This is a genomic window from Aeromonas sp. JL9 (assembly GCF_024436075.1).
GTDB classification, from domain to species: domain Bacteria; phylum Pseudomonadota; class Gammaproteobacteria; order Enterobacterales; family Aeromonadaceae; genus Aeromonas; species Aeromonas veronii.
This window is the reverse complement of sequence record NZ_JANFNV010000015.1, coordinates 55,627-76,747: the sequence shown is the minus strand read 5'-3', so window position 1 is coordinate 76,747 and position 21,121 is coordinate 55,627. Positions and strand designations below refer to the sequence as shown.

Annotated in this window: 19 protein-coding genes and 1 riboswitch; of the genes, 9 read left to right on the top strand and 10 right to left on the bottom strand. The window is 62.0% G+C overall.

Annotation, left to right across the window (positions count from 1 at the left end; translation table 11 throughout):
• Positions 1-180: 180 nt before the first annotated feature.
• Together cysQ and nudE are read right to left on the bottom strand one after the other, a co-directional pair.
• The gene (cysQ, locus tag NOM06_RS12700) at positions 181-993 is read right to left on the bottom strand and encodes a 3'(2'),5'-bisphosphate nucleotidase CysQ (RefSeq protein WP_005343054.1); all 813 of its coding nucleotides are present in this window, start codon (positions 991-993) and stop codon (positions 181-183) included.
• A gap of 37 nt (positions 994-1,030) precedes the next feature.
• Positions 1,031-1,639, bottom strand: coding sequence for an ADP compounds hydrolase NudE (gene nudE / locus NOM06_RS12695; protein WP_043850035.1), 609 nt, complete (start codon positions 1,637-1,639; stop codon positions 1,031-1,033).
• Between the two features lie 143 nt (positions 1,640-1,782).
• On the opposite strand from nudE, the gene yrfG reads away from it, so the two are divergent.
• Positions 1,783-2,463, top strand: a complete 681-nt coding sequence (yrfG, locus tag NOM06_RS12690; protein WP_255911824.1) for a GMP/IMP nucleotidase — start codon at positions 1,783-1,785, stop codon at positions 2,461-2,463.
• 67 nt (positions 2,464-2,530) lie between these two features.
• Here the strand turns inward: yrfG and NOM06_RS12685 are convergent, their stop codons facing one another.
• The 6 genes from NOM06_RS12685 to NOM06_RS12660 form a co-directional block, all read right to left on the bottom strand.
• Positions 2,531-2,743, bottom strand: coding sequence for a hypothetical protein (locus tag NOM06_RS12685; protein WP_041209029.1), 213 nt, complete (start codon positions 2,741-2,743; stop codon positions 2,531-2,533).
• 114 nt (positions 2,744-2,857) lie between these two features.
• Positions 2,858-3,196 (bottom strand): DUF1294 domain-containing protein, encoded by a 339-nt coding sequence (locus NOM06_RS12680; RefSeq protein WP_043850033.1) that lies wholly within the window; start codon positions 3,194-3,196, stop codon positions 2,858-2,860.
• Entirely contained in the window at positions 3,193-3,783 is a 591-nt protein-coding gene (locus NOM06_RS12675; RefSeq protein ID WP_255911822.1) for a sugar O-acetyltransferase, read from the bottom strand. Before NOM06_RS12675 ends, NOM06_RS12680 begins: the two co-directional genes overlap by 4 nt.
• Positions 3,784-3,869: 86 nt before the next feature.
• Positions 3,870-5,132, bottom strand: coding sequence for a DUF4010 domain-containing protein (locus NOM06_RS12670; protein ID WP_255911820.1), 1,263 nt, complete (start codon positions 5,130-5,132; stop codon positions 3,870-3,872).
• A 285-nt stretch (positions 5,133-5,417) separates the two neighbouring features.
• Entirely contained in the window at positions 5,418-6,839 is a 1,422-nt protein-coding gene (gene gbpA, locus NOM06_RS12665; RefSeq protein ID WP_255911818.1) for an N-acetylglucosamine-binding protein GbpA, read from the bottom strand.
• Between the two features lie 65 nt (positions 6,840-6,904).
• Positions 6,905-6,990, bottom strand: a riboswitch (cyclic di-GMP riboswitch).
• A gap of 265 nt (positions 6,991-7,255) precedes the next feature.
• Positions 7,256-8,938, bottom strand: coding sequence for a methyl-accepting chemotaxis protein (locus tag NOM06_RS12660; RefSeq protein WP_255911817.1), 1,683 nt, complete (start codon positions 8,936-8,938; stop codon positions 7,256-7,258).
• A gap of 276 nt (positions 8,939-9,214) precedes the next feature.
• Here NOM06_RS12660 and NOM06_RS12655 point away from each other — a divergent pair, with 276 nt between their 5' ends.
• A complete protein-coding gene (locus NOM06_RS12655) occupies positions 9,215-11,080 on the top strand; it encodes a M3 family metallopeptidase (RefSeq protein WP_255911816.1) in 1,866 nt (621 codons plus the stop codon).
• An 84-nt stretch (positions 11,081-11,164) separates the two neighbouring features.
• Here NOM06_RS12655 and NOM06_RS12650 read toward each other — a convergent pair whose 3' ends face one another.
• Positions 11,165-11,398: a hypothetical protein gene (locus NOM06_RS12650; protein ID WP_255911815.1), complete on the bottom strand. Its 234-nt coding sequence runs from the start codon at positions 11,396-11,398 to the stop codon at positions 11,165-11,167.
• Between the two features lie 308 nt (positions 11,399-11,706).
• Here NOM06_RS12650 and NOM06_RS12645 point away from each other — a divergent pair, with 308 nt between their 5' ends.
• On the top strand, positions 11,707-12,993 hold the full coding sequence (locus NOM06_RS12645) for a ferric reductase-like transmembrane domain-containing protein (RefSeq protein WP_255911814.1): 1,287 nt from the start codon (positions 11,707-11,709) through the stop codon (positions 12,991-12,993).
• 15 nt (positions 12,994-13,008) lie between these two features.
• On the opposite strand, the gene NOM06_RS12640 is transcribed toward NOM06_RS12645, so the two are convergent.
• Complete coding sequence (locus NOM06_RS12640) at positions 13,009-16,176, bottom strand: S41 family peptidase (RefSeq protein ID WP_255911813.1); 3,168 nt, start codon at positions 16,174-16,176, stop codon at positions 13,009-13,011.
• A 279-nt stretch (positions 16,177-16,455) separates the two neighbouring features.
• Here NOM06_RS12640 and NOM06_RS12635 point away from each other — a divergent pair, with 279 nt between their 5' ends.
• The 6 genes from NOM06_RS12635 to NOM06_RS12610 all read left to right on the top strand — a co-directional run bounded on the left by NOM06_RS12635 (position 16,456) and on the right by NOM06_RS12610 (position 21,109).
• Positions 16,456-16,935: a murein L,D-transpeptidase family protein gene (locus tag NOM06_RS12635; protein WP_005340284.1), complete on the top strand. Its 480-nt coding sequence runs from the start codon at positions 16,456-16,458 to the stop codon at positions 16,933-16,935.
• Between the two features lie 120 nt (positions 16,936-17,055).
• On the top strand, positions 17,056-17,763 hold the full coding sequence (locus NOM06_RS12630; protein WP_255911812.1) for an AzlC family ABC transporter permease: 708 nt from the start codon (positions 17,056-17,058) through the stop codon (positions 17,761-17,763).
• A gap of 1 nt (position 17,764) precedes the next feature.
• Positions 17,765-18,100 (top strand): AzlD domain-containing protein, encoded by a 336-nt coding sequence (locus NOM06_RS12625; protein ID WP_005340292.1) that lies wholly within the window; start codon positions 17,765-17,767, stop codon positions 18,098-18,100.
• A 122-nt stretch (positions 18,101-18,222) separates the two neighbouring features.
• A complete protein-coding gene (locus tag NOM06_RS12620) occupies positions 18,223-19,749 on the top strand; it encodes a YjjI family glycine radical enzyme (protein WP_075115981.1) in 1,527 nt (508 codons plus the stop codon).
• Between the two features lie 10 nt (positions 19,750-19,759).
• A complete protein-coding gene (locus NOM06_RS12615; RefSeq protein ID WP_255911811.1) occupies positions 19,760-20,647 on the top strand; it encodes a YjjW family glycine radical enzyme activase in 888 nt (295 codons plus the stop codon).
• 138 nt (positions 20,648-20,785) lie between these two features.
• Complete coding sequence (locus tag NOM06_RS12610) at positions 20,786-21,109, top strand: DUF1820 family protein (protein ID WP_005340296.1); 324 nt, start codon at positions 20,786-20,788, stop codon at positions 21,107-21,109.
• The last annotated feature ends 12 nt before the right edge of the window (positions 21,110-21,121 follow it).

The following is a 21,121-nucleotide window of genomic DNA, read 5'->3' as shown; positions in this document are numbered from 1 at the left end:
CATTTCTTGCCGACCGATTGTGATGTTTCACTATCATTTAGCTTCTTTGCCAGCGTATCACGCTGTTCAAGAGCGCCTTGACCAGCGGATCACTCCGGCCATTACTCGGGGCAACTTCTCTGAAAAAGCAGGCGGCCATCGGGCCACCTGCTTGTCTGGTGTGATGATATCGCTATCCGTTTAGTGGGCCAGAATGTTGCCCCAGGCGAGATCCGGATCCCCCATCACGATAAAGTCCGGGTTCTCCAGTGACTCGGTTTCGTTGTAACTGAGTGGCTGCAACGCCAGGCTGAGGATGCGGCCACCGGCCGCCTCGACGATGCACTGGGCGGCGGCGGTGTCCCACTCGCCGGTGGGGCCGAGCCGCACGTAGCAATCGGCCGCCCCTTCCGCCACCAGACAGGATTTGAGGGAGCTGGAGCCGAGCGGGATCAGCTCGTAGTTGATGGCCGGGTTGAGGCGGCGGGTGAGCTTCTCCAGCTTCTGGCGGCGGCTGATGGCCACCACCAGCGAGTCGGGCTGGTCATGCTCGTGGTGCATGGCGCTGATGGGCAACACTTCGCCATTCACCTCCTTGAAGGCGCCGTAGCCGCGCACCGCCCAGTAGAGCACGTTGGACTCGGGAGCATAGATGACCCCGAGCACCGGTACATTGTCCCGCACCAGGGCGATCAGGGTGGCGAAGTCGCCGCTGCCCGCGATAAATTCGCCGGTGCCGTCGAGGGGATCCACCAGCCAGTACTGCCGCCAGTTGGATCGCTGGCTGAAGGGGATGTCGGCTGCCTCTTCGGTCAGCACCGGCACATGGGGGGTGAGCGCCGAGAGCGCCTGTTTGAGGTAGGCATCGGCAGCAAGATCGGCACTGGTGACCGGGGTCGCATCCTCCTTCAGCTGACGCTCGAACTGACCGCCGTGATAGATGTCGTGAAGGATCCTTCCGGCTTCGCGGGCAATCTCCTTGACCCCCGGCACCCAGGCCAACAACTCCTGCATCTCGTTATCCTCTGTCTGTTAACTGCCCGTCTGCGGGCTACTCTGCCTGCTCCGCCAGCCACTTCTGGGCCAAGAGCAGGGCACTGATGCTGCGCGACTCGGTGAAGTCGGGCCGCGCCAGCAATTCATCGATCCGGTTGAGTGGCCAGGGGATCACCTCCAGCGGTTCGGGTTCGTCGCCGATCCGCTGCTCGGGGAAGAGATCCCGCGCCAGTAAAATGTCCATTCGGCTGGAGAAGTAACCGGGCGCCAGCGACACCTGTTTGAGCAGGGTCAGGCTGTTGGCGCCAAAGCCTGCCTCTTCCATCAGCTCCCGGTTGCCCGCCTCGAAGGCATCTTCGCCCGGGTCGATCAGCCCCTTGGGAAAGCCCAGCTCGTAGGAGTGGGTGCCGGCGGCATATTCGCGCACCAGCAGCAGGGTCTGCTCATCGAACAGCGGCACCACCATGACGGCGCCACGATTGCCGCCGCGCATCCGCTCGTAGACCCGCTCCTCGCCGTTGGAGAATTTGAGGTGGAGGGATTCCACTCTGAACAGCCGACTCTCGGCCACGATCTCGGCCTTGAGGATCTCCGGTTTGCTCTTCTCCTGCTCCAGCTGGTCGATCGAAATCTGTTCGGGGGGGCTTTTGTGGTGCTCACTCATCAGGGGTGACGGCTCGTTAAAAAATCGTGCTTCAAGAGTAAACGACTCCCACACCGAACACCACGGGGCAGGGAGGGGAAAGGGGGAGGAAAAATCCGTTATACTGCCGCCCCGTTTTCCGAGATCCGCGATCAAGAGGCCCGATGCCACACTCCCGCTCCACCACCTTGCCATGGCACCAGATAGATACCGTCTTGCTCGATATGGATGGCACCCTGATCGATCTCCATTTTGACAACCACCTCTGGCAGCAGCTGGTGCCGGAGCGTTACGCCGAGCGGCTCGGACTGCCGCTGGATGAGGCCAAAGCGCAGATCGATGTCCACTATCACGCCGTCAACGGCACCCTCAACTGGTACTGCGTGGATTACTGGAGCGAGACCCTGGGGCTCGACATCCGTGCCCTCAAGCAGGAGCTGCTGGCGAAGATCCAGTGGCGTCCCCACGCCATCCCCTTTCTGGCCGCGTTGCGCGCCGCGGGCAAGCAGCTGGTGCTTTTCACCAATGCCCACCCCGCCAGTCTGTCGGTGAAGGATGCGCAGCTGGGACTAAGCAACCATCTGGATCTGATGGTGAGTACCCACGAGCTGGGCTGGTCGAAGGAGAGCCAGCTCTGCTGGCAGGCACTGGCACAGCGGCTGGCGTTCGATCCGGCCCGCACCCTGTTTGTGGATGATAGCGAGCGGATCCTGCGAGCTGCCGCCGACTATGGCATCGGCTATCAGCTGGCGATCCAGAATCCGGATAGCTGCAAGCCGGAGCAGAGCATTACCGCTTTTCCGGCGATCCGCGACTATGCCGAGTTGCTGCCGCTGGCAATCTGAATCAGTTCAAACAAGAGAGGGCTGCATCATGCAGCCCTCTCTGTATCTGAAACCTGGCGGTGAAACATCACAGCTCCCGGAATGGGCGCCGTTTCTCCTCTTCGATGACGATCGCCTCCAGATTGGCGATCCGCTCCTGCAACTCTCTGATGATCATATCTTGCCTGCCGAGGCGGTCGGTTATGCGGGCATCCCCCATCTGATAGCGGGCCCGTTTGCCGAGATATCCGAACAGTACGCTGATAAATACGATCAGGACTATGCCTGTCCACATGGTCATGTCACGACTCCTTGTCGTCTATAGACGGCGAAAACGCTGATGAGATCTGCTCTGTTTTCTCACAGCCGCCGGGCGGCCGCAATGGGGCCCATTGTCCCTTTGTGACGCAGACAGCTATTGCTGCCAGAGTGGCCGCCCGACCCAGAGCGCCCACAGGGTGAGGTGCAGCAGAACGATAAACCAGAAGACCAGCCGGTAGCTGCGCTTCTGGGTCTTGTGACGCAGCCACTGGCGGGCCACCAGAGCGCCTGGCCAGCCGCCGCACAGCTCCAGCAGATGGAGCCTCGATTCGGGAATGCGCCACTCGCCCCGCACCGCCTGCCGCTTGTCCCAGGCGTATGCTGCCAGCGTCAGCAGACTCATGGTCAGCAGTGCTGCCAGTGGCCACCACTGCTGGCTGTCGAGGCCGAGCCAGAGGGTCCAGCCCAGCGGCAACAGCGCCAGCGCCATCATTGGGCCAGCTCCCAGCAGCGCTCCTCATCCTGCTTGAGGGGGCGGATCACCCTGGCCGGATTGCCTACTGCCACCGAGTCGGCCGGGATGTCGCGGGTGACCACGGCGCCGGCGCCAATGATGGAGCGCGGCCCTATGGTGACGCCGGGGCAGATGATGGCGCCACCGCCGATCCAGCAGTCATCGCCAATCCGTACCGGCTTGTTGTAGGCGGTCCAGTTGCGTCGTTCCAGATAGTTCATAGTGTGGGTGGCGGTGTAGATCTGCACGTTGGGGGCCAGCAGCACATGGCTGCCGATATGCACTTCGCCCAGATCGAGAATGGTGACGTTGAAGTTGAAGAAGGTCTTCTCGCCGATATGAATGTTGCGACCAAACTCGCAGGTGAACGGCGTGCTGATCCAGCAGGAGTCGGGGCAGTGGCCGAACAGCTCGCGGCAAATCTGCTGGCGCAAAGGGCTATCGCCCGCCGATGAACCGTTGAGCTTGGCCAGCAGCGCCTGACCGCGGATCCGGTCGTTGGCGATCTCCTCGCTCGGGCTATCCAGTGCCCCGCCTGCCAGTACCTTGTCCCAGTCGCTCGCCATTGCTACCTCCTCATGCTGCAAGAGGTGGCAGTATACGTGACAAGCGCGAGAGGCGTCAGTCTGTCACTTCTGGCAGGTGATCCCCGTCAACCTGCGGGCCAGACGAGGGGCAGGATCAGCAGGGCCGAGACAAAGTAGGGGAGCAGCACCCGCAGCCCCAGCCGGCGGCCGCCTATCCCCAGGGCCAGCAGCCCCTTCACCAGCGAGTTGACCAGCCCGGCTAGCAGGATGCCGCGGGCCGCCACCTCCAGCGCCAGCTCCTTGTGGGAGAGTTGGGAGAGCGACAGCGTGATGGCGTCCACATCTGTGATCCCCGACACCAGCGACAGCAGATAGACCCCGGAGTTGCCTACCTTGTCTTGCAGCAGAGTTGCCATAAAGCCGATCAGCGCCAGCAGCAGGCCGAACTTGATGGCGGTGGCGAGATCGAGCGGGTTGCTGGTTTCCGGTTTTACCGGGCCGTCGGTCAGCTCCTCGCGCTGACGCCAGAACCAGAAGGCAAAGCCGTAGACTGTGGTGGCCAGCAGCAACAGGGGGGCGATGAGGCGCATCGCCAGCTCGCTGTGAATCAGCAGCACCAGTACCAGCAGCCGCAGCCACATGGTGGCCCCCGCCAGCAGGATGCCGGTGGCCAGCAGTCGCTCCAGCCCTCCTTGTTCCTTGTTGAGGCGGGCAAACTGCAGGGTGAGAGCGGTGGAGGAGGCCAATCCCGCCAGTATGCTGGTGAGCACCAGTCCGGCGCGAGTACCGAGCAGCCGCACCGCGAAGTGGCCACAAAACGAGATGCCGGCGATCACCACCACCATCAGCCAGATCTTGAAGGGGTTGAAGGCATCGAGAGGGCCCATCTCCTCGTTGGGCAGTACCGGCAGCAGTACCAGCGAGATGAGCAAAAAGCGCAGGGTGGCGTGGAATTCGGTTTCGCTGAGAAACAGCATCCCCTGCTGGATCTTGCCCTTGAGCCCCATCAGCAGGGCGGCCAGCACGGCGCAGGCCACCGCCTCGCTCGGGCTCAGCAGTACCGACATCAGCCCCAGCAGATAGGTGAGCAGCATGGCCACCGAGCTGGTGAGACCGAACTCTCCCTGCCAGTGCTGGGCCAGCCAGACCGAGAGGCCGCAACCGATCACCACCGCCAGCAGGCCGAGCAGCGGCAGCCAGGGGCCCAGGGTCGGCAGCAGCAAGCCGCAGACCCCGCCGAGCAGGCCGATGAGGCCGTAGGTACGCATCCCGGCGATGCGCTGGTTATCACCCAACTGGCGAACCTGCCAGCCCCGTTCCAGTCCGATGATGAGGCCGATGGCCAGCGAGACCAGGGCACCGTTGACCGGTTCTGCATTGATCCACATAACGACTTCCTTTTCGTCATCTGCCTGCCTTGTTCCCATGATGGCACAGCGAGCAAGGGGCCAGAGGGGCATGGCTCACAGAGTCTGCGTCCGGCTCCTGGTGCGAGTGGCTGATATGAGCAATAGAGATGGATCGCGAGCACTGCACAAGAGTCGTGAAGGCTGTTGGAGCGGAGTGATGGGCAGCGAGCCCGCCATCGACGTCCAGATTTGAACGGGGATAGAAGACAAGAAGGGGAGCCAATGGCTCCCCGTTTTATTGATGGCGTCATGACCCGCTGCGGATTACTTCAGCTCAATCCAGGCTTCTTGCCAGTGGGATCCGACACCCGGCTCGAACTGGGTGGCGGTGGTGGCCCACTGCACGCAGTAGCCGCTGTAGGGGAAGGGCTTGCACTGATAGACCTTGCCATTTTTCGGCTGCTGCACCTTGGTGCCGGCGGCATAGGATTTGAGCGAGTTCGGGAAGACGAAGTCGTATTCGCCGCTGCTCTGCTCCTTGAACATCAGATCCATGGTCTGCTGGATGGTCTCGCCGCCCGCTTTCGGGGTGGCCTTGATCACCAGCTGGTGGTGACCTGCCTTGAGCCCTTCCAGCGCCATGGTAAAGGTGTGGCTGCTGTCCTTGATGTCGGCACTGCTTTCACCCTTGGCGACGCCGCCGTGGTCATAGAGGGTGTTGGTGACGGCCAGATCGCCCTGTGCGGTGACGGTGAAATCGAGGGTTGCCTTGCCGTTGTCCAGCACATAGTCGCTGGCCAGACCGCTGACGCTGATGCTGTCCACTACCGGTGGCTGCAGCTGTTGCAGGTCAATCTCGACTCGATCCAGTTTGCTGTCTCGATGCAGATAGACGGGGTTCATACCGTAGACCGGATTGAACTGGCCATCGGCTCCTTGCTGACCGGCGCGGATCAGGCTTTGCTCGGCGTTGATCTTGCTGGCGAGGGCATGAGCCCAGCTGTTCTTCTGGCCCTGCTCGGCGGTGGTGATGGTCAGTACGGTCTGCAGCTCGGGGCGCTCGCCGTTGGCATCGAATACCCGGGTCATCGCCTTGTCACCTGCCGCGAGGTCGATGGAGGGGTAGATGGTGCCTGCCTGGCTCCACTCCAGCGGCGGCTGGCTACCATCTTTGAACTTGGCATCGATGATGTTGTAGAAGCTGTTGCTGGTGTCGCCCACTTCCCACACGCCAAGGATCACCTGATAACCGGTGCGCTCCGGCAGGATACAGTTATGGATCACCTGCTTGGGCGGCTGCACCATGTTGCCGTCGATGACGCAGAAGGGGGTCAGATCGAACGAGGCGCGGGTGAGCGGCTGGTTGGGGTTCCAGTCCTGCTTGGTGAGGTAGTAGCGCCAGTTGCGGGTGACGTGGTTGGCGGTGAAGGTCCAGCTGATGGCGAAGGGGCCGGGCTGTACTTCACGCTTGGTCCAGCGGTCGCTGGTCTGGATGTTCAGCTCGCTCCAGCGCGGGCTGCCCGCCGAGGCGATTTGACCATCCTGCGGGCCGCTCTGCGGGAAGCCGGAAGGGCCCTCCACGCTCTGGGGTTCCCACTGCACGCCGCCACACTGGCTGTTGCCGCCGGTTTTGCACAGATAGTTGCGGCTCTCTGGCTGGCTGATGTAGCCATGAGCCAGGGCGCTGCCGCTGGCCAGCAGAGCCAGCGCCGCTGCGATGTGATTGAGTTGGATTTTTGCTGCCATACATTCCTCTGTTCGACAGATGTGGGCAGTCAGTTGGCCTGGGGATTCCCCGATACACACTTGCGTGTGGCAACCCCGCTATCCTGGACAAAACGTCTGTAGACCGGAGGCTTTGCGTCCCGACCTTTCGGTCAGTTTGCCAAATGACTAGATGGTTAGTGATGGGCCAAATGTTCGGCCATCAGCATTGTGCACTGCATTGATTAATTATTTGAAGTTAAATGTTTAAATGCGCCATTCAATGGCGCGAAAATCATTCTAACTGGCTGTTTTTAAATTGTTCTCTTATCTGTGAATGGCACCGATTAACGTTGAATATGCCGATAAGATGCATGTTGATTGCGTGTTGCTGACGTAAAAAAAACCTGCCAGCTTGGCTGGCAGGTTGGGTGACAAGGCGACACGGATTGACGCCATCAATGACGGGCGCGCTGCTCTCCGGAGGGGGGAGATACGGGAGCCATCATTGGTGCTGCAGCTGACTCCTTGCCCAGTTTGAACACCGCAAGTCGCTCATCCAGACTGCGGGAGAGACCGGCCAGCAACTCGCTCTCCTGCGCCAGTTGCGAGGCGGACTGGGACATCTCCAGCGCCGAGTCGTTGATGCCGCTGACGTTGCGGTTCATATCCTCGGCCACCATGCTCTGCTGCTCGGCGGCGGTCGCGATCTGGGTCGCCATGTCGCTTACATGCTGGATGTGGTTGACGATCAGGGTGAGATCCTGCCCCGCCTGCTGGGACTGGTTGACGCTGCTCTCTGCCAGTTTGCGGCTGGTATCCATGGCGTTGGCGGCGGTGACGGCCCGTTGCTGCAGCTGGGCAATGGTGCTCTGGATCTCTTCGGTGGATTGGCGAGTGCGACTGGCCAGCTGGCGCACCTCGTCGGCCACCACGGCAAAGCCGCGGCCCTGCTCACCGGCGCGGGCTGCTTCGATGGCGGCGTTGAGGGCCAGCAGGTTGGTCTGCTCCGAAATGGCGCTGATGACGGCGGTCACTTCGCTGATCTGCATCACTCCCTCTTTAAGCTGGTTGACCTGCTGGGTGGCCTGCTCCACCTCGGTGGCCAGCGCCTTGATGCCGTGCACGCTGGCGTGAACGTCGCGGTTGCCGAGTCCTGCTTCACCGGTCGCTTCCTGGGTATCCCGCGCGGTATTTTCGGCGTGCCCGGCCACATCGGAGATGGTGGCGCTCATCTCGTTCATGGCGGTCGCGAGCTGGGCCAGCTGATCCCGCTGGCTGGTCACCGCCTGATTGGTCTGCTCGGCAGAGGCGGCGATGCGCAGGGCGGCATCGGCCACGTTGCGGGCTCCCTGACTTGCCTCCAGCAGCGCGTGACGGATGGCATCGAGACTCTGGTTGGTGCAGCGGGCGACTACGCCCAACTCATCCTTGCCCTGTACCGGGATGCTCACCACCAGATCCCCCTTGGCGACCCGTTGCATGGCGTTGTTGATCTGGCTGAGGGGGGAGACGATGGAGTGGGTGATGCGCCAGCCCAGCAGCCCCATCAGCAGGATCACGATGGCGGTGGCGGTACCCATCTTCATGTACTGGGCCCAGATGGTCTGCTGAATATCCTGCAGCAGCATGCCGGAACCGAGGATCCAGCCCCAAGGCTGATAGCCGGAGACCATGGATAGCTTGTCGGCGGTTTCGCCCGATGGGCCTGTCCAGACATATTGCAGAGTGCCCTGTTTGCCCCCTTTGGCGATATCCACCATCTGATACCAGAACTGCCCGGCGGTGGCGGCGCCCCCTTCACCCATCTTCTGGCCGACCAGTTCGGGGCGAATGGGGTGAACCACCATGGTGCGGTTCTCGTCGATGACGAACAAATAGTTGTTGCCATCAAAGCGGGTGTTGGTCAGCAGCTTGCGTGCCTCCTGCTGAGCCTGCTCTGCTGGCATGGTGCTGGCCAGAAACTGGATCTGGCTCATGGCCTGCTCCAGAACCGCATTGAGCCGCGCCTCTCGCTCGCTCATCAGATTGCGCTGGAGCGCGTTGGCCGAGATAAGCAGCAGCGAGACAAAACCGACAAACGCCAGTGCGAGCAGCAAGATCAATTTGCGGCTCACGGTGATATCACCGAGCTTGAACATGACTAAACCCTCATTTCCCTGTTGATTTTATGTGGCTCTGTACCGCGGCAGCCAGTTTGTAAAAGTTAACAACTCATTTACTTTCAGTCTCTTGCCGAGCTTTCTCAAATGAGCGTTTTAACATCAGTATAGTCAGCAGACAGCAACCCCCACTTTTTGCTAGCGTGTTGATGCGCATCCCTGCGCAATTTTTGCCAAAGAGTGTGAATGGTTTGGCATTTCTTCAAAAAAAGGAGTGGGCCCCGCTGCGGGTGACCCCATAACAAGAGGGAATTTATGAGTTCCATTGCCAGGAATTACTTCAACCAGCTCAACGCCGACTACCTGCAGGTGCACAGGCGCAAGGAGGATCTCTTCTGGTCCACCTATATGGGCACCAGCGATGATCAGGCCGGTTTCACCGCGGCCGAGCAGGCCTACAAGGCCTTTTGTGCCAATCCGGCCCGTCTGCCCGAATTGCGGGAGATGCTGGTGCAGGCCGACGAGGATGATCTCAAGCGCGGTCTGCAAGGCTGGATCGCCTTCTTCGAGTGCAACGTCATCGAGGATCCCGCTGCCGCCGCCCTGATGGATGAGCTTGTGGCTGCCGAGGCGGATCTGTTTGCCCGCCGCAAAGGTCTGAAACTGACCCTGCTGGATGAGCAGGGCCAGCAGGTCGCAGGCAGCCTGCCCGCCGCCAGCACCTCGCTGGCCGCCAGCCCGAACGAGGCGGTGCGCCAAAGCGCCATCGCCATGTTCCACACCCTGGAGCAGTGGGTGGTCGGCAACGGCTTTCTCGAGGTGGTGGCGCTGCGCAACCGCTTTGCCCGCGCCATGGGCTATCGCGACTACTTCGCCTACAAGGTGCGCAAGAACGAACAGATGAGCCCGGATCAGCTGTTCGCCATCCTTGATGACTTCATTGCCCACACCGACGCCCGGTTGCAGCAGAGTCTGGTCGAACTGAAAGCGGCCAAAGGGGAGGCGGCCCTGTTGCCCCACAACCTGCGTTACTTCGTCAGTGGCGACGTGACCCGCCAGCTCGATCCTTACGTGCCCTTCTCGCGGGCGCTGCGGGACTGGGTCGAGAGCTTCCGCCGGCTCGGCATCCAGTATCGCGGTGCGACCCTTACCCTGGACTTGCTGACCAGGGAGGGGAAATACGAGAACGGCTTCTGCCACGGCCCGGTACCGAGCTTCTTCCAGCAGGGTGAGTGGATACCTGCGGTGGTCAACTTCACCAGCCTGGCCGATCCGGCGCAGGTGGGCAGCGGTTGGAGTGGCCTTAACACCCTGTTCCACGAGGGGGGCCACGCCGCGCACTTTGCCAATGTCACCGGCAATGCCCCCTGCTTCTCACAGGAGTTTCCGCCCACCTCCATGGCCTATGCCGAGACCCAGTCGATGTTCTGCGACAGCCTGCTGGACGATGCCGACTGGCTCAAACGCTACGCCAGAAATGCGGCGGGAGAGGCAGTTCCCGATGCGCTTATCAAGGAGATGATCGCCGCGCGCCAGCCATTTCGGGCCTTCAACGAGCGCCAGATTGCGCTGGTGGCCTACTTCGAGCGGGATCTCTACGCCATGGATGAGGCCGAACGCACCCCCGAGGCGGTGTTGGCGCTGGCCCGCCAGTGGGAGCGCAAGATAGTCGGGGTAGAGAGCCCGCGCCCGTTGCTGGCCATTCCGCACCTGCTTAATCAGGAGTCGGCCTGTGCCTATCACGGCTACCTGCTGGCGCTGATGGCGGTGGAGCAGACCCGCGCCTTTTTCCTCAAGCGTGATGGCTACCTCACTGACAACCCGCGCATCGGGCCGGATCTGGCCGCCCACTACTGGGGGCCTGGCAACGGCATGAGCCACGATGCGACCCTGCGCAGCCTGACCGGCGAGGGATTCAGCGCCGTGCCGCTGGCGGATGCGTGCAACCTGAGCGCCGCTGAGGCGTGGCAACAGGCGCAAGCCTGCATGGCTGCCGCGCAGCAGCGCCCCGTGGCGGGTGAGGGAAGCCCGCTCGCCGCCCATATCCGGGTGGTACACGGCGCCGAGCTTATCGCCGACAACCGCGAGTCGGAAACCCGCATGCTGGCCGATTTCGAGGCGTGGATCGCCCGGCACTACTTTGCGGGGGATGTCGGGGAGGGGCGGAGCTGCGTGCAGTGAGCAATCTGATGGGGGTTAACCGGCTTTGAAATGGCAATTGGCAGGAGGGGAAACCTTCCTGCCATTCTTTTTGCTCATTGTTCACTACTCATCGATGACCTTTTTTCCACATTTTTCACAGATGACGTGGCGCTCAAAGCGATCCATGTTGGCCAGAAAGGGGCCGGCAGCCCAGCCGGTAATGAAGTCCTTGATAAAGGCTTTGCGCTTTTGCTCTGGTTTCACCTCTTTTCCATAGGATTTGTCGACCAGCACTACGACATGGTTGGTCTCGCGCTGACAACTCGGGCAGTAGCGTTGTTCGGTGGATGAAAGCAAGGGGGGACTCCTTGTCCGGAAGAGTGGGTAGCAGGTTTTCCGCCGCAGATATGTAACGTCCCCATTTGATTCCTTTTGCTGGCGAGTCGTCAATCACAGCGGAGGCGAATTGTGCGCCATCTCCTGTGAAAAGGAGCGAGCTAACAAGGGTGATCATGAGGGGCCAGTCGGCCCCTCTTTTGTTTCCGTTTGTCACACATTGCCACACAAGCTTCCCCCTATGGCAAAGTCTTGTGACCGGACGGGTGTGTAATGGTGCCATCAGCAGGGAGATAAGGCCCTACAGCGATGGAACCAGGGAGCATGTTATGACGAACAAATGGATATGGTGGCTGTTGCCGCTGCTGGCGGTCGGGGTCTGGTGGCTGGGTTATGCGGGGGATGCCAACGGGGTGTGGCCCTGGCGCCATGAGATGTTGCTGCTGACGGGTCTGCTGGGGATGACCTATATGGCCATTTCGCTGTTGCTGGCGTTGCGTCTGCCACAGCTGGAGGTGTGGTGTGGCGGTCTGGACCGGATGTTGCGATGGCACCGCCAAACGGCCATCGGCGGTGCATTGGCGCTGACCGCCCACTGGCTGCTGGTGGAGGCGCCCAAGTGGGCTGTCTCGGCGGGTTGGCTGAGTCGTCCCGCCCGGCGTGGGGTCAGCGGTGCTGGGGCTGGCAATGGCATCTCGCTCCATGCCCTTGGCAATACCCTGGGTGAGTGGAGTTTCTATCTGCTGATCGCGCTGGTGGTGTTGAGCTTGCTGGCGCTGGTGAGTTATGGCCGTTTTCGGCTGATCCACCGGCTGGCGCCGATCATCTATCTGGCTGGTTGGGGACACGGGCTCTGCCTGCTGCCTCAGGTGGGAGCCATGACGCCTGTTGGGGTATCGATCTGGTTGATCGGCGGGATCGGTGCTATCGGGGCCCTCTACTCCCTGTTGGGACAAGTGGGGGCGCGGGATCGCCATCCAGGCCGGGTCGTTGCGGTGCGCACGCTGGCGGATCACACCTGCGAGCTGACCATGCAGCTGGAGCGGCCGCTCGCCCATTACCGCCTGGGCCAGTTTGCCTTCTTCGAGTTTGACGCCAAGGAGGGGCCGCACCCCTTTACCCTGGTGCGGGTGTCAGCGGATCGGCGCCAGCTGGTGATCGCGGTGCGGGCGCTCGGGGATCATACCCGTCAGCTGGTGGCAGAGGCGCGCGCCGGGGATGGGGTGGTGGTGACCGGGCCCTATGGCGCCTTTGTCGCCCCGCAAGGGGGAGGTAGAGCCCTCTGGTTGGGGGCCGGGATCGGTATCACACCGTTCGTCGCCTGGCTGGAGGGGTTGGCTGCCCGTGGGGAGCGCAGCGAGGGGATCACCCTGATCCAGTGTGCGCCGGATCTGGCAGGCGCCGTTTACCATCGGCGGTTGGCCGAGCTCTGTCATCGCACCGGCGTGCGCTATCAGCTGCATCTGGACAAGGCGGCCGGGCGACTGGATCTTGCCTGCATCGCGCAGGATGCCCCCGAGCAGGTGTGGTTTTGCGGGCCGGAGGGGATGGCAGATGCCCTGACCCGGCTGTTGCCAGACGGGCATCTGCATCGCGAGCTGTTTCGCTTTCGTTGAGCTCGATGGGGGCCGTTATTTGGCGCTGGCTGGCAACTGCTTGAGGGCGGCTTGTACCGCTGCTTCCAGCTGCGGATCCCGCCCGGCCACCATGTCGGCGGGGGTGAGAGGCGCCTGCAGATCCGGGATCAGCTCCTGATTCTCGTAAAAGGTGCCGTCCGGCTTGCGCAGCCCCAGGGTCGGAATGCCGTAGGAGAGGCCCGGGATCAGCCGGGAGTCGTGGCTATAGACCATGGTGCCGGTGCCGGGTATCGGATCGCCGACGATGGGGCCGACCTTGAGGGCGCGGTAGTACTCGGGGAAGGCGGAGCCTTCCGAGTAGCTGGCGGCGTTCACCAGCACCACCGAGGGCTTGGTCCACTGGCGAGTGGCGGCGTCGGTTTCCCCCTTGCCCTGACGGGGCCAACTGCTGGCCATTCCCTTGGTGCTGCCGCTGCCGGTCAGAAACTCCACCAGGGTATTGGCGAGATAGCCGCCGCTGTTGAAGCGGACATCGACGATCAGCGCCTCGCGATTGCGCTGCCTGCCGAGTGCATCCGCCACCACTGCATCGTAGACCTCGCTATTCATTGCCGGCAGATAGACGTAGCCGACCCGTCCTCTGCTCAGGCTAGCCACCAGCTCCCGCCGTTTCTCAATCCAGCGATCCTGTTGCAGCTGGTACTCCTGCTGCTTGTCGATGGCGGTGAGCACCACCTCGTCAGTTTGCTTGTTGCCCTCCTGCTGGAAGGTGAGGGCGAGCCGGGCACCGGCCTGATGGTTAAGGGCTCGATCCAGCTCGGCCAGATTGGCAATCGGGCTGCCGTTGATGGCGAGCAGGCGGGCGCCCGGGGCGATATCGCTCTCCTGATCCAGCGGGCCGCCAGAGAGCAGGGCGGTGAGCATCACCCCTTGCTCGCCATCCTGCCAGTAGCCGCCAAGGCTGGCGGTCTCGTCCGCCATGCGGGGGAAGGGGGCGGGGCCGTTGCCCCAGGTGTGGGAGACATTGAGCTCGCCAGCCAGCTCTGCCAACAGGTTGCCAAAATCCCGCGGGTTGCCGATGCCCGGCAGCAGGCGGCGGTAAGCGGCGACATAGCTATCCCAGTTCACCCCGTTCATATCGTCCAGATAGAACTCGTCCCGGGTGAGCCGGGCGATCTGATCGAAGGCGGCGGTCATGCGTTCCTGCCAGCGGCTGGTGGGTTGCAAGGCGAAGGGGGCGCTGGTGGCCTCGCCGGAGTCGAGGTGGATCCGGGTTATCTCCCCATCCCGCACCAGGGTAGCCAGGGTGCCCTGCTGGTTGAGGCTTGCCAGCGCTGGGCCGGGCTGCTCGCCAAACAGTTCGCTGGTTTTGCCCTTGCGCAGATCCTGGCTGTAGCCCTTGATCTCGCTCTCGCTGTTGACCCCCATCTCCTCCACCAGATAGATCAACTGGTCGCCGATGATGCGGCTGGCGAGCAGGGTGCCGGTGGGTTGCAGCAGCAGCGCTTCGCGATGGTTGAGACGATCGCTCTCAAAGCCATATCCCCCTTTCGGCGGCTCCAGCTCGGCAATCGCATCGGCTCTGGCGGCGCGGCTGCTGTAAATGCCGAGCAGGTTGGTGACGAGGGGCTCGCCATCGGGCCCCAGTGCGCCAAACCGGGTCGATTGCCAGTAGAGGATGGCGCCATCCTGACTCCAGCCCGGTTGCCCATCCTGATAGCCGTTGAGGCTGACATTGACCGGTTTGGCCTTGGGATTGGCCGTGTCGATCACCGCGATCTCCTGCTCTGCCGCATCGGGGCGGAAGGTGAGCGCCAGATGGCGGGAGTCGGGGGCAAAGGCGAGATGCACCTCGTGGCGCGAGGGGTTGAAGCTGGCAGGCACCAGCTCCCGCTGCTTGTTGCTCGCCAGATCCAGCAGATGGATGGCCTGGCCATCCACCACGAAGGCGAGCTGTTTGCCATCGGGGGAGAGCACCGGACGGCTGATCCCCTTGTCGGGAATCGCCAGCAGCAGACTCTCGGTCAGAGTGCCGGGATCGCTGAACAGCAGATCAGGGTCCCCCTTGCGCAGGCGATAGAGGGCGGCGTGCCCCTGCTGCTCCGACAGATAGATGAGGGCGCGCCCCTGCTCGGCAAAGAGAGGGCTGGATTGCTCGCTCGGGTCACGAGTCAGCTGGCGCACCCGCTCCCGCTCGGGGTCAACGGCAAACAGGTTGCCCTCGCTCACCAGGATCAGCTCGTCCGCCCCTTCGCTGACCAGCGCTTCGTCTGCCAGGGTCAGGGCCTCGCTCGCCTCATCCGGCGTGCTCGCCACTTGCGGTGTGAGGGTCAGCTTGCGTGGCTCGCTGGTACCGGCATCGAGGCGATAGAGCTCGCCCAGCCATGACCAGACCAGATCGCCACTGCGAGAGGCGCTGAGCCCCCTCACCGGATGGCCCTGATAGTGGGTCAGCTGTTGCTCCTTGCCGCTGGCGAGATCCCGGCGCCAGACGTTGAAATCGCCGCTGCGCTCGCTCAGGTAAAAGAGGGTATCTCCCTTGTCGCTCCAGACCGGATCGGTGGCCGCCACCCGATCTTCGGTCAGCTGCTTGTGCTGCTTGCCATCAAACAGCCAGAGACGGGGCACCGCGAACGAGTGCTGATGCTTGCGAAAGGGTTGATCCGCCGCGGGCATCTGGTAGACGAGCCGCTCCCCGTGGGGGCGGGCGAGAGTCGCAGGCAGCGGCAGATCGGCCTGCAAGGTGCCGCCGGTGATCGGGGTCCAGTAGAGCTCGCCCCATTGGTAGCCTTCCGCGACAAAATGGTCGGCATCGGGCGCCCCCAGGCGCTGGCTGCTCAGCAGCAGCCGTTTGCCATCGGCGCTGAAGGCTTGCGGCAGATCGGTGCGCGAATCGCGAGTGAGGCGCACCATCTCACCGCCGTTGGCGGGTACCACGAACACATCCTCGTTGCCGTAGAGATTGGCGGCAAAGGCGAGCTTTTTGCCATCCGGCGACCAGATTGGCCGCTGGCTCAGGTAGTCGCTGCCGGTGAGCGCCGTAGCGGGGCCACCCTCGGCACTGGCGACAAAAATGCGCCCCTGCCAGGTGAAAGCAAGCCGCTTGCCATCGGGGGAGAGGGCGGGCTCGCGCAGCCAGAGTGCATCGGCGGCGACACTGGCGGGCAGCCAGAGCAGGAGTGGCGAGAACAGCAGGGTGGCGAGGCGGCACGAAGAGCGCATGGCATGATCCTGTCGGGGAGTGGAGTGTTATCTTCGCCGATCATTGCCCCGGGTGCCAGCGCGATAATTTTTGGTATCTTGTTGTTTTAACTGTTAATTACCAATGCCAAATGACGGCGTTCAAGGAAGATGGCCTGGCTGCGGCAAGATATGTTTTGCCAGGCATATTGAGTATTGATGGCGATCCAATATCATGGCGCTCGCTCGCCGCTCGGCGGGCATCGTTCAGATGATCTGGTAACAAGAAAAGCCCGCACCAGAGGCTTGTCGAGGGATGGAATGAGAGCCGTATTACTGTGTTTGTTGGGGCTTTGGCCCGCATTGAGTTTTGCCTTGACCGAAAAAGCCGATTTGGTGGTGGTCAAGAAGTCGACCTATAGCCTGACCCTGATGAAGGATGGCAAGGAACTGAAGCGCTACTGGATTGCTCTGGGCCCGGCGCCCAAGGGGCACAAGCAGCAGGAAGGGGATCAGCGTACGCCGGAAGGGCGCTACACCCTCGACTACAAGAAGACCAATTCCGGCTACTACAAAGCCATCCATATCAACTATCCGAACCTGGATGACATCAAGCGCGCCAATGAGCTGGGTGTTCGTCCGGGTGGCATGATCATGATCCACGGCCAGCGCAACAGCATTGGCAACCGCAGGGTTCAGCCTTCCAACTGGACCAACGGCTGTATCGCCATGCTCAACCACGAGCTGGATGAGGTGTGGGACGCTATTGATCCGGGTACGCCCATCGTCATCGAGCCCTGATCCCCTTGTGCACGCCCGCGACTCCGCGGGCGTTTTATTTCCCGCCAGTGATGACGTGACAGCGCTTGCTGTCCCGTGCTAGTTTTTTCGGCTCGCTTTGGCTGTGACAAGGAAGATCACATGATGTCAGTAACGAGCGTGCCCGAGCGAACGGGGATGCTCTGGTGGCGTGCCACACTGGATATGCTCCCGCTCTCCATTTCTGTGATCCCCTGGGGGATCCTGTGTGGCGCTTTGGCGTTGCAGGCAGGGCTGAGTCCGCTTCAGGCTCAGCTGATGTCGTTGCTGGTCTACGCCGGAGCCGCCCAGCTCTCGGCCACGACCCTGTTCGGGGTGGGCACGCCCCTGCTGCCCATCATGGGCTCCACCATGGTGATCACTTCCCAGCATCTACTATACGGCTTCACCTTCCGCCGTGACGTATTGCCGCTCTCCCTGCGCTGGCGGGCCAGCCTTGCTTTTTTCCTGACTGATGAGATGTTCGCTGTGGCGCTGAAAGACCGGGAGCGCAGCGGCCACTTTGATCCGGCCTACGCGCTCATCGCGGGATTCGTCTTCTATCTGTTCTGGAATCTGGCGACCCTGCTCGGCATCGCGGCCGGTCAGTACATCGATGGACTGGACAGCATGGGGCTGGATTTTGCCATCGCAGCCACCTTCATCGCCATGACCATTCCCGCCATGAAAAACTTGCCCATGATTGCGGCCACTCTGGTGAGCGGCGGCACAGCGTTGCTTACCAAGCCGCTGCTGGCGGAGATCCACATCATCGTCTCGGCTCTGGCTGGCATGGTGGTGGGCTATGTGTTGTACCGGATGAGGAGGTAGCGTGAGCTGGCTGATGATTGGCCTGCTGGCCCTGATCACCTTTTTCAACCGCTTCGCCTTCTTTTCTCGGTTGACCCGATATCAGCCGGGTGCCGAGATGGGGGCGTTTCTCGGCTTCTCGGCCCAGTCGGTGCTGACTGCCATCTGGTTGCCCATCGTCTTTAGCTACGAGCCGGGGATAGGTCTTGACTGGGATCCTGACTACCTGACTGCCACCCTGTGGGTAATGCTCTTGACCCTGTTGCGGCTGCCGACTCTGGTTGTGGTGGTGGGCGGAATGGGGGGCTTCTTTCTGCTGCGCTGGCTGGGAGGCATAGCCGAGCTCTTACCTTGGTGAAGCGCGAGCCGTGATCTTGTGTAATGGATGTCATTATTCGACATCCGTCATGTCATGAATGTCACTTCAAAAAAAGCCTGCAAATGGTGAGGATATGGGCTCTGTCCGTGAAGGAGTGTCCCATGTCTTTGATCGAAACCTGTCAGCGCATCGTGCGCGATCCCCATCTCTCCGCCGCCCAGAAGAGCTATGCGCTGGCGCTGGCCGCCGAGAATGCGTTGCCCTACCCCGACCTGCCTGCCGCAGTCGCCGAGGCGATGGAGCAGGGTTTTATCTGCGACATGTTCGAAGGGCACGCCCCCTACAAGCCACGTTATGTGCTGCCGGACTATGAAAAATTCCTGACTCAGGGCTCTGCCTGGCTGGAGCTGACGGCGCCGCAGGATTTCGACGAGGCGCTCAATGCCCTGCGCATCCTTTATCACCATGTCCCCTCCGTCACCGGCATGCCGGTCTGGCTGGGGCGGCTCGACCATCTGCTGTTGCCGTTTGTCGGCGAACTGGATGACGAGACCCTCTATCGCAAGCTGAAAGGGTTCTGGATCTATCTGGATCGGGTGCTGCCGGACGCCTTCATGCACGTCAACATCGGGCCGGATGACAACCGCATCTGCCGCCTGATCCTGCGCATCGACAACGAGCTCAAGCAGGTGGCGCCAAACCTCACCTTTTTCCACGATCCGGAGCAGACCCCGGACAGCCTGCTGCTGCAGGCGGTGAAGAATATCGCCGAGTGCAGCAAGCCGCACATCGCCAACTACCCGATCCACCGCGATACCTTTGACCAGCGTGGTTTTGGCATCGTCAGCTGCTATAACGCCCTGCCGCAGGCGGGTGGCGCCAATACCCTGGTGCGCATCTCCCTCAAGCGGGTCGCCGAGCAGTGTCAGGGGATCGACGACTTCCTCGGCTGCCTGCTGCCCCACTACTGCCGTCTGGCCTCCCAGCTGATCGAAGCGCGGGCCGCCTTCCTCCACGATGAGTCCGGTTTCTTCGACAGCTTCCTGGTCAAGGAGGGGCTGCTGGATGAGGATCGCTTTGTCCCCATGTTCGGCATCTACGGTATGGCGGAAGCGGTCAATATCCTGATGGATAAAGAGAATCTGCCGGATCGCTACGGCCATGGCGAGGAGGCGAACCAGCTTGGCTATCGCATCTCGGCCCAGCTCTCCGCCTATGTGACCACGACCCCGCAGACCCATGCCTGGGGTGGCCGCGCTTTGTTGCATTCGCAAGGTGGCCTCAGCATCGATGTGGCAGTCACCCCCGGGGTGCGCATTCCCTACGGGCATGAGCCGGATCCGGCCAGCCATGTGCTGGCACTGGCACCGCACCACACTTATTACCATTCGGGGATCAGCGAGATCCTGACGCTGGATCCCACCATCCGCCAGAACCCGCAGGCGCTGTTGCAGCTCTGCAAGGGGGCGCTCGCCATCGGTATGCGCGAGTTCACCGCCAACGTGGCCGACAGCGATCTGGTGCGGGTGACCGGCTACATGATCCGCAAGAGCGACGTGGCCCGCTTCGCAGAGGAGGGGTCGCGCTTGCAGACCACCTGTCTCGGTGCCGAGGCGAGTGAAGTGACCGCCATCCGTCAGCGGGCTCCGCGAGTGGTCGCCCACGAATCGACCATCGGCGAGTATTGAGTTCGCACCGATGGCTGATGTTTTGCCAACACGCAGCGCCCTGGTAAGCAGGGTGCTGCCGTTCTCCTGTGTCGATGGGCCGGGCAACCGGCTGGTGCTGTTTCTGCAAGGGTGCAACTTTCGCTGCCCCGGCTGCCACAACCCGCACACCATAGGGCTGTGCGACGATTGCGGTGACTGCCTTGCGGTCTGTCCGAGCGGCGCCCTGACCTTGAGCGAAGGCAAGGTTCATTGGCAGGCAACGCTCTGCACCGATTGCGACGCCTGTCTGGATGTCTGCCCGCGCAGTGCCAATCCCAAGACTGCCACCATGACGGTGGCCGACGTGTTGGCCCTGCTGCGCCGCTACGGTCCACTGCTGAGCGGGATTACCGTCTCCGGCGGCGAGGCGACCACCCGGCTCCCCTTCGTGGTTGCGCTCTTTACCGCCATCAAGGCTGCGCCGGATCTGGCCCATCTCACTTGCCTGCTCGACAGCAACGGCTCGCTGGCCGAAACCGGCTGGCAGCGGCTATTGCCGGTGCTCGACGGCGCCATGCTCGATCTCAAGGGGTGGCGTGACTCGGTGCATCACTCCCTGACCGGCTATGGTCGCGAGCGGGTGCTGGCATCGCTGCAACTGCTGGCACGCCACGGCAAGCTGGCCGAGTTGCGGCTGCTCCATGTGCCGGGCAAGAGTGATTTTCTGGATGCAAGTGGTGAGCTTGACGCGGATCTCGCCGCCTTCTTGCAGCAGCTTGGGCCTGTGCCCATTCGCCTCAACGGCTTTCGCCACCACGGGGTGCGGGGGGAGGCGATGCAATGGCCAGAGGCTAGCCAAACCGAGCTGGAACAGCTGGCCAGCCGTTTGCGTGCAGCCGGATTGGGGCCGGTCTCACTGCCTGCCTTGATGGGTTGAGTGGCTGCGTCATCCGGTGACCGTCATGGCGTGAGGTGTGGCATGGAAAGGCCGCAACTGTGATTTCTGTCTATTGGAGGGGGCGAGAACGGCGGCTAGAATAATGACCATCTTCTTACCCCTCAATGACAGATAATCATGAGTGAAAGCAAGGCGTTATATCGGGTTCAGTTTATTTGCCACAGCGAGCGCTACGAAGTGTATGTGCGCGAAGTCAATCAGGGCCAGCTGTTCGGTTTTATCGAGATTGCCGACTTTGTCTGGGACAACCACACGGCGCTTATCGTCGATCCCAGTCACGAGAAGCTCAAGAGCGAATTTGCCGATGTGCGCCAGACTCTTATTCCCATGCATCAGGTGCTGCGCATCGATCAGGTGAAAAAGCAGGGGGCAGCTCGCATCACGGATCTGGGCAGCAACGTCGCCTCCTTCCCCAGCCCCATTTATACCAAACGTCCCTAGTCCCTACTTGCC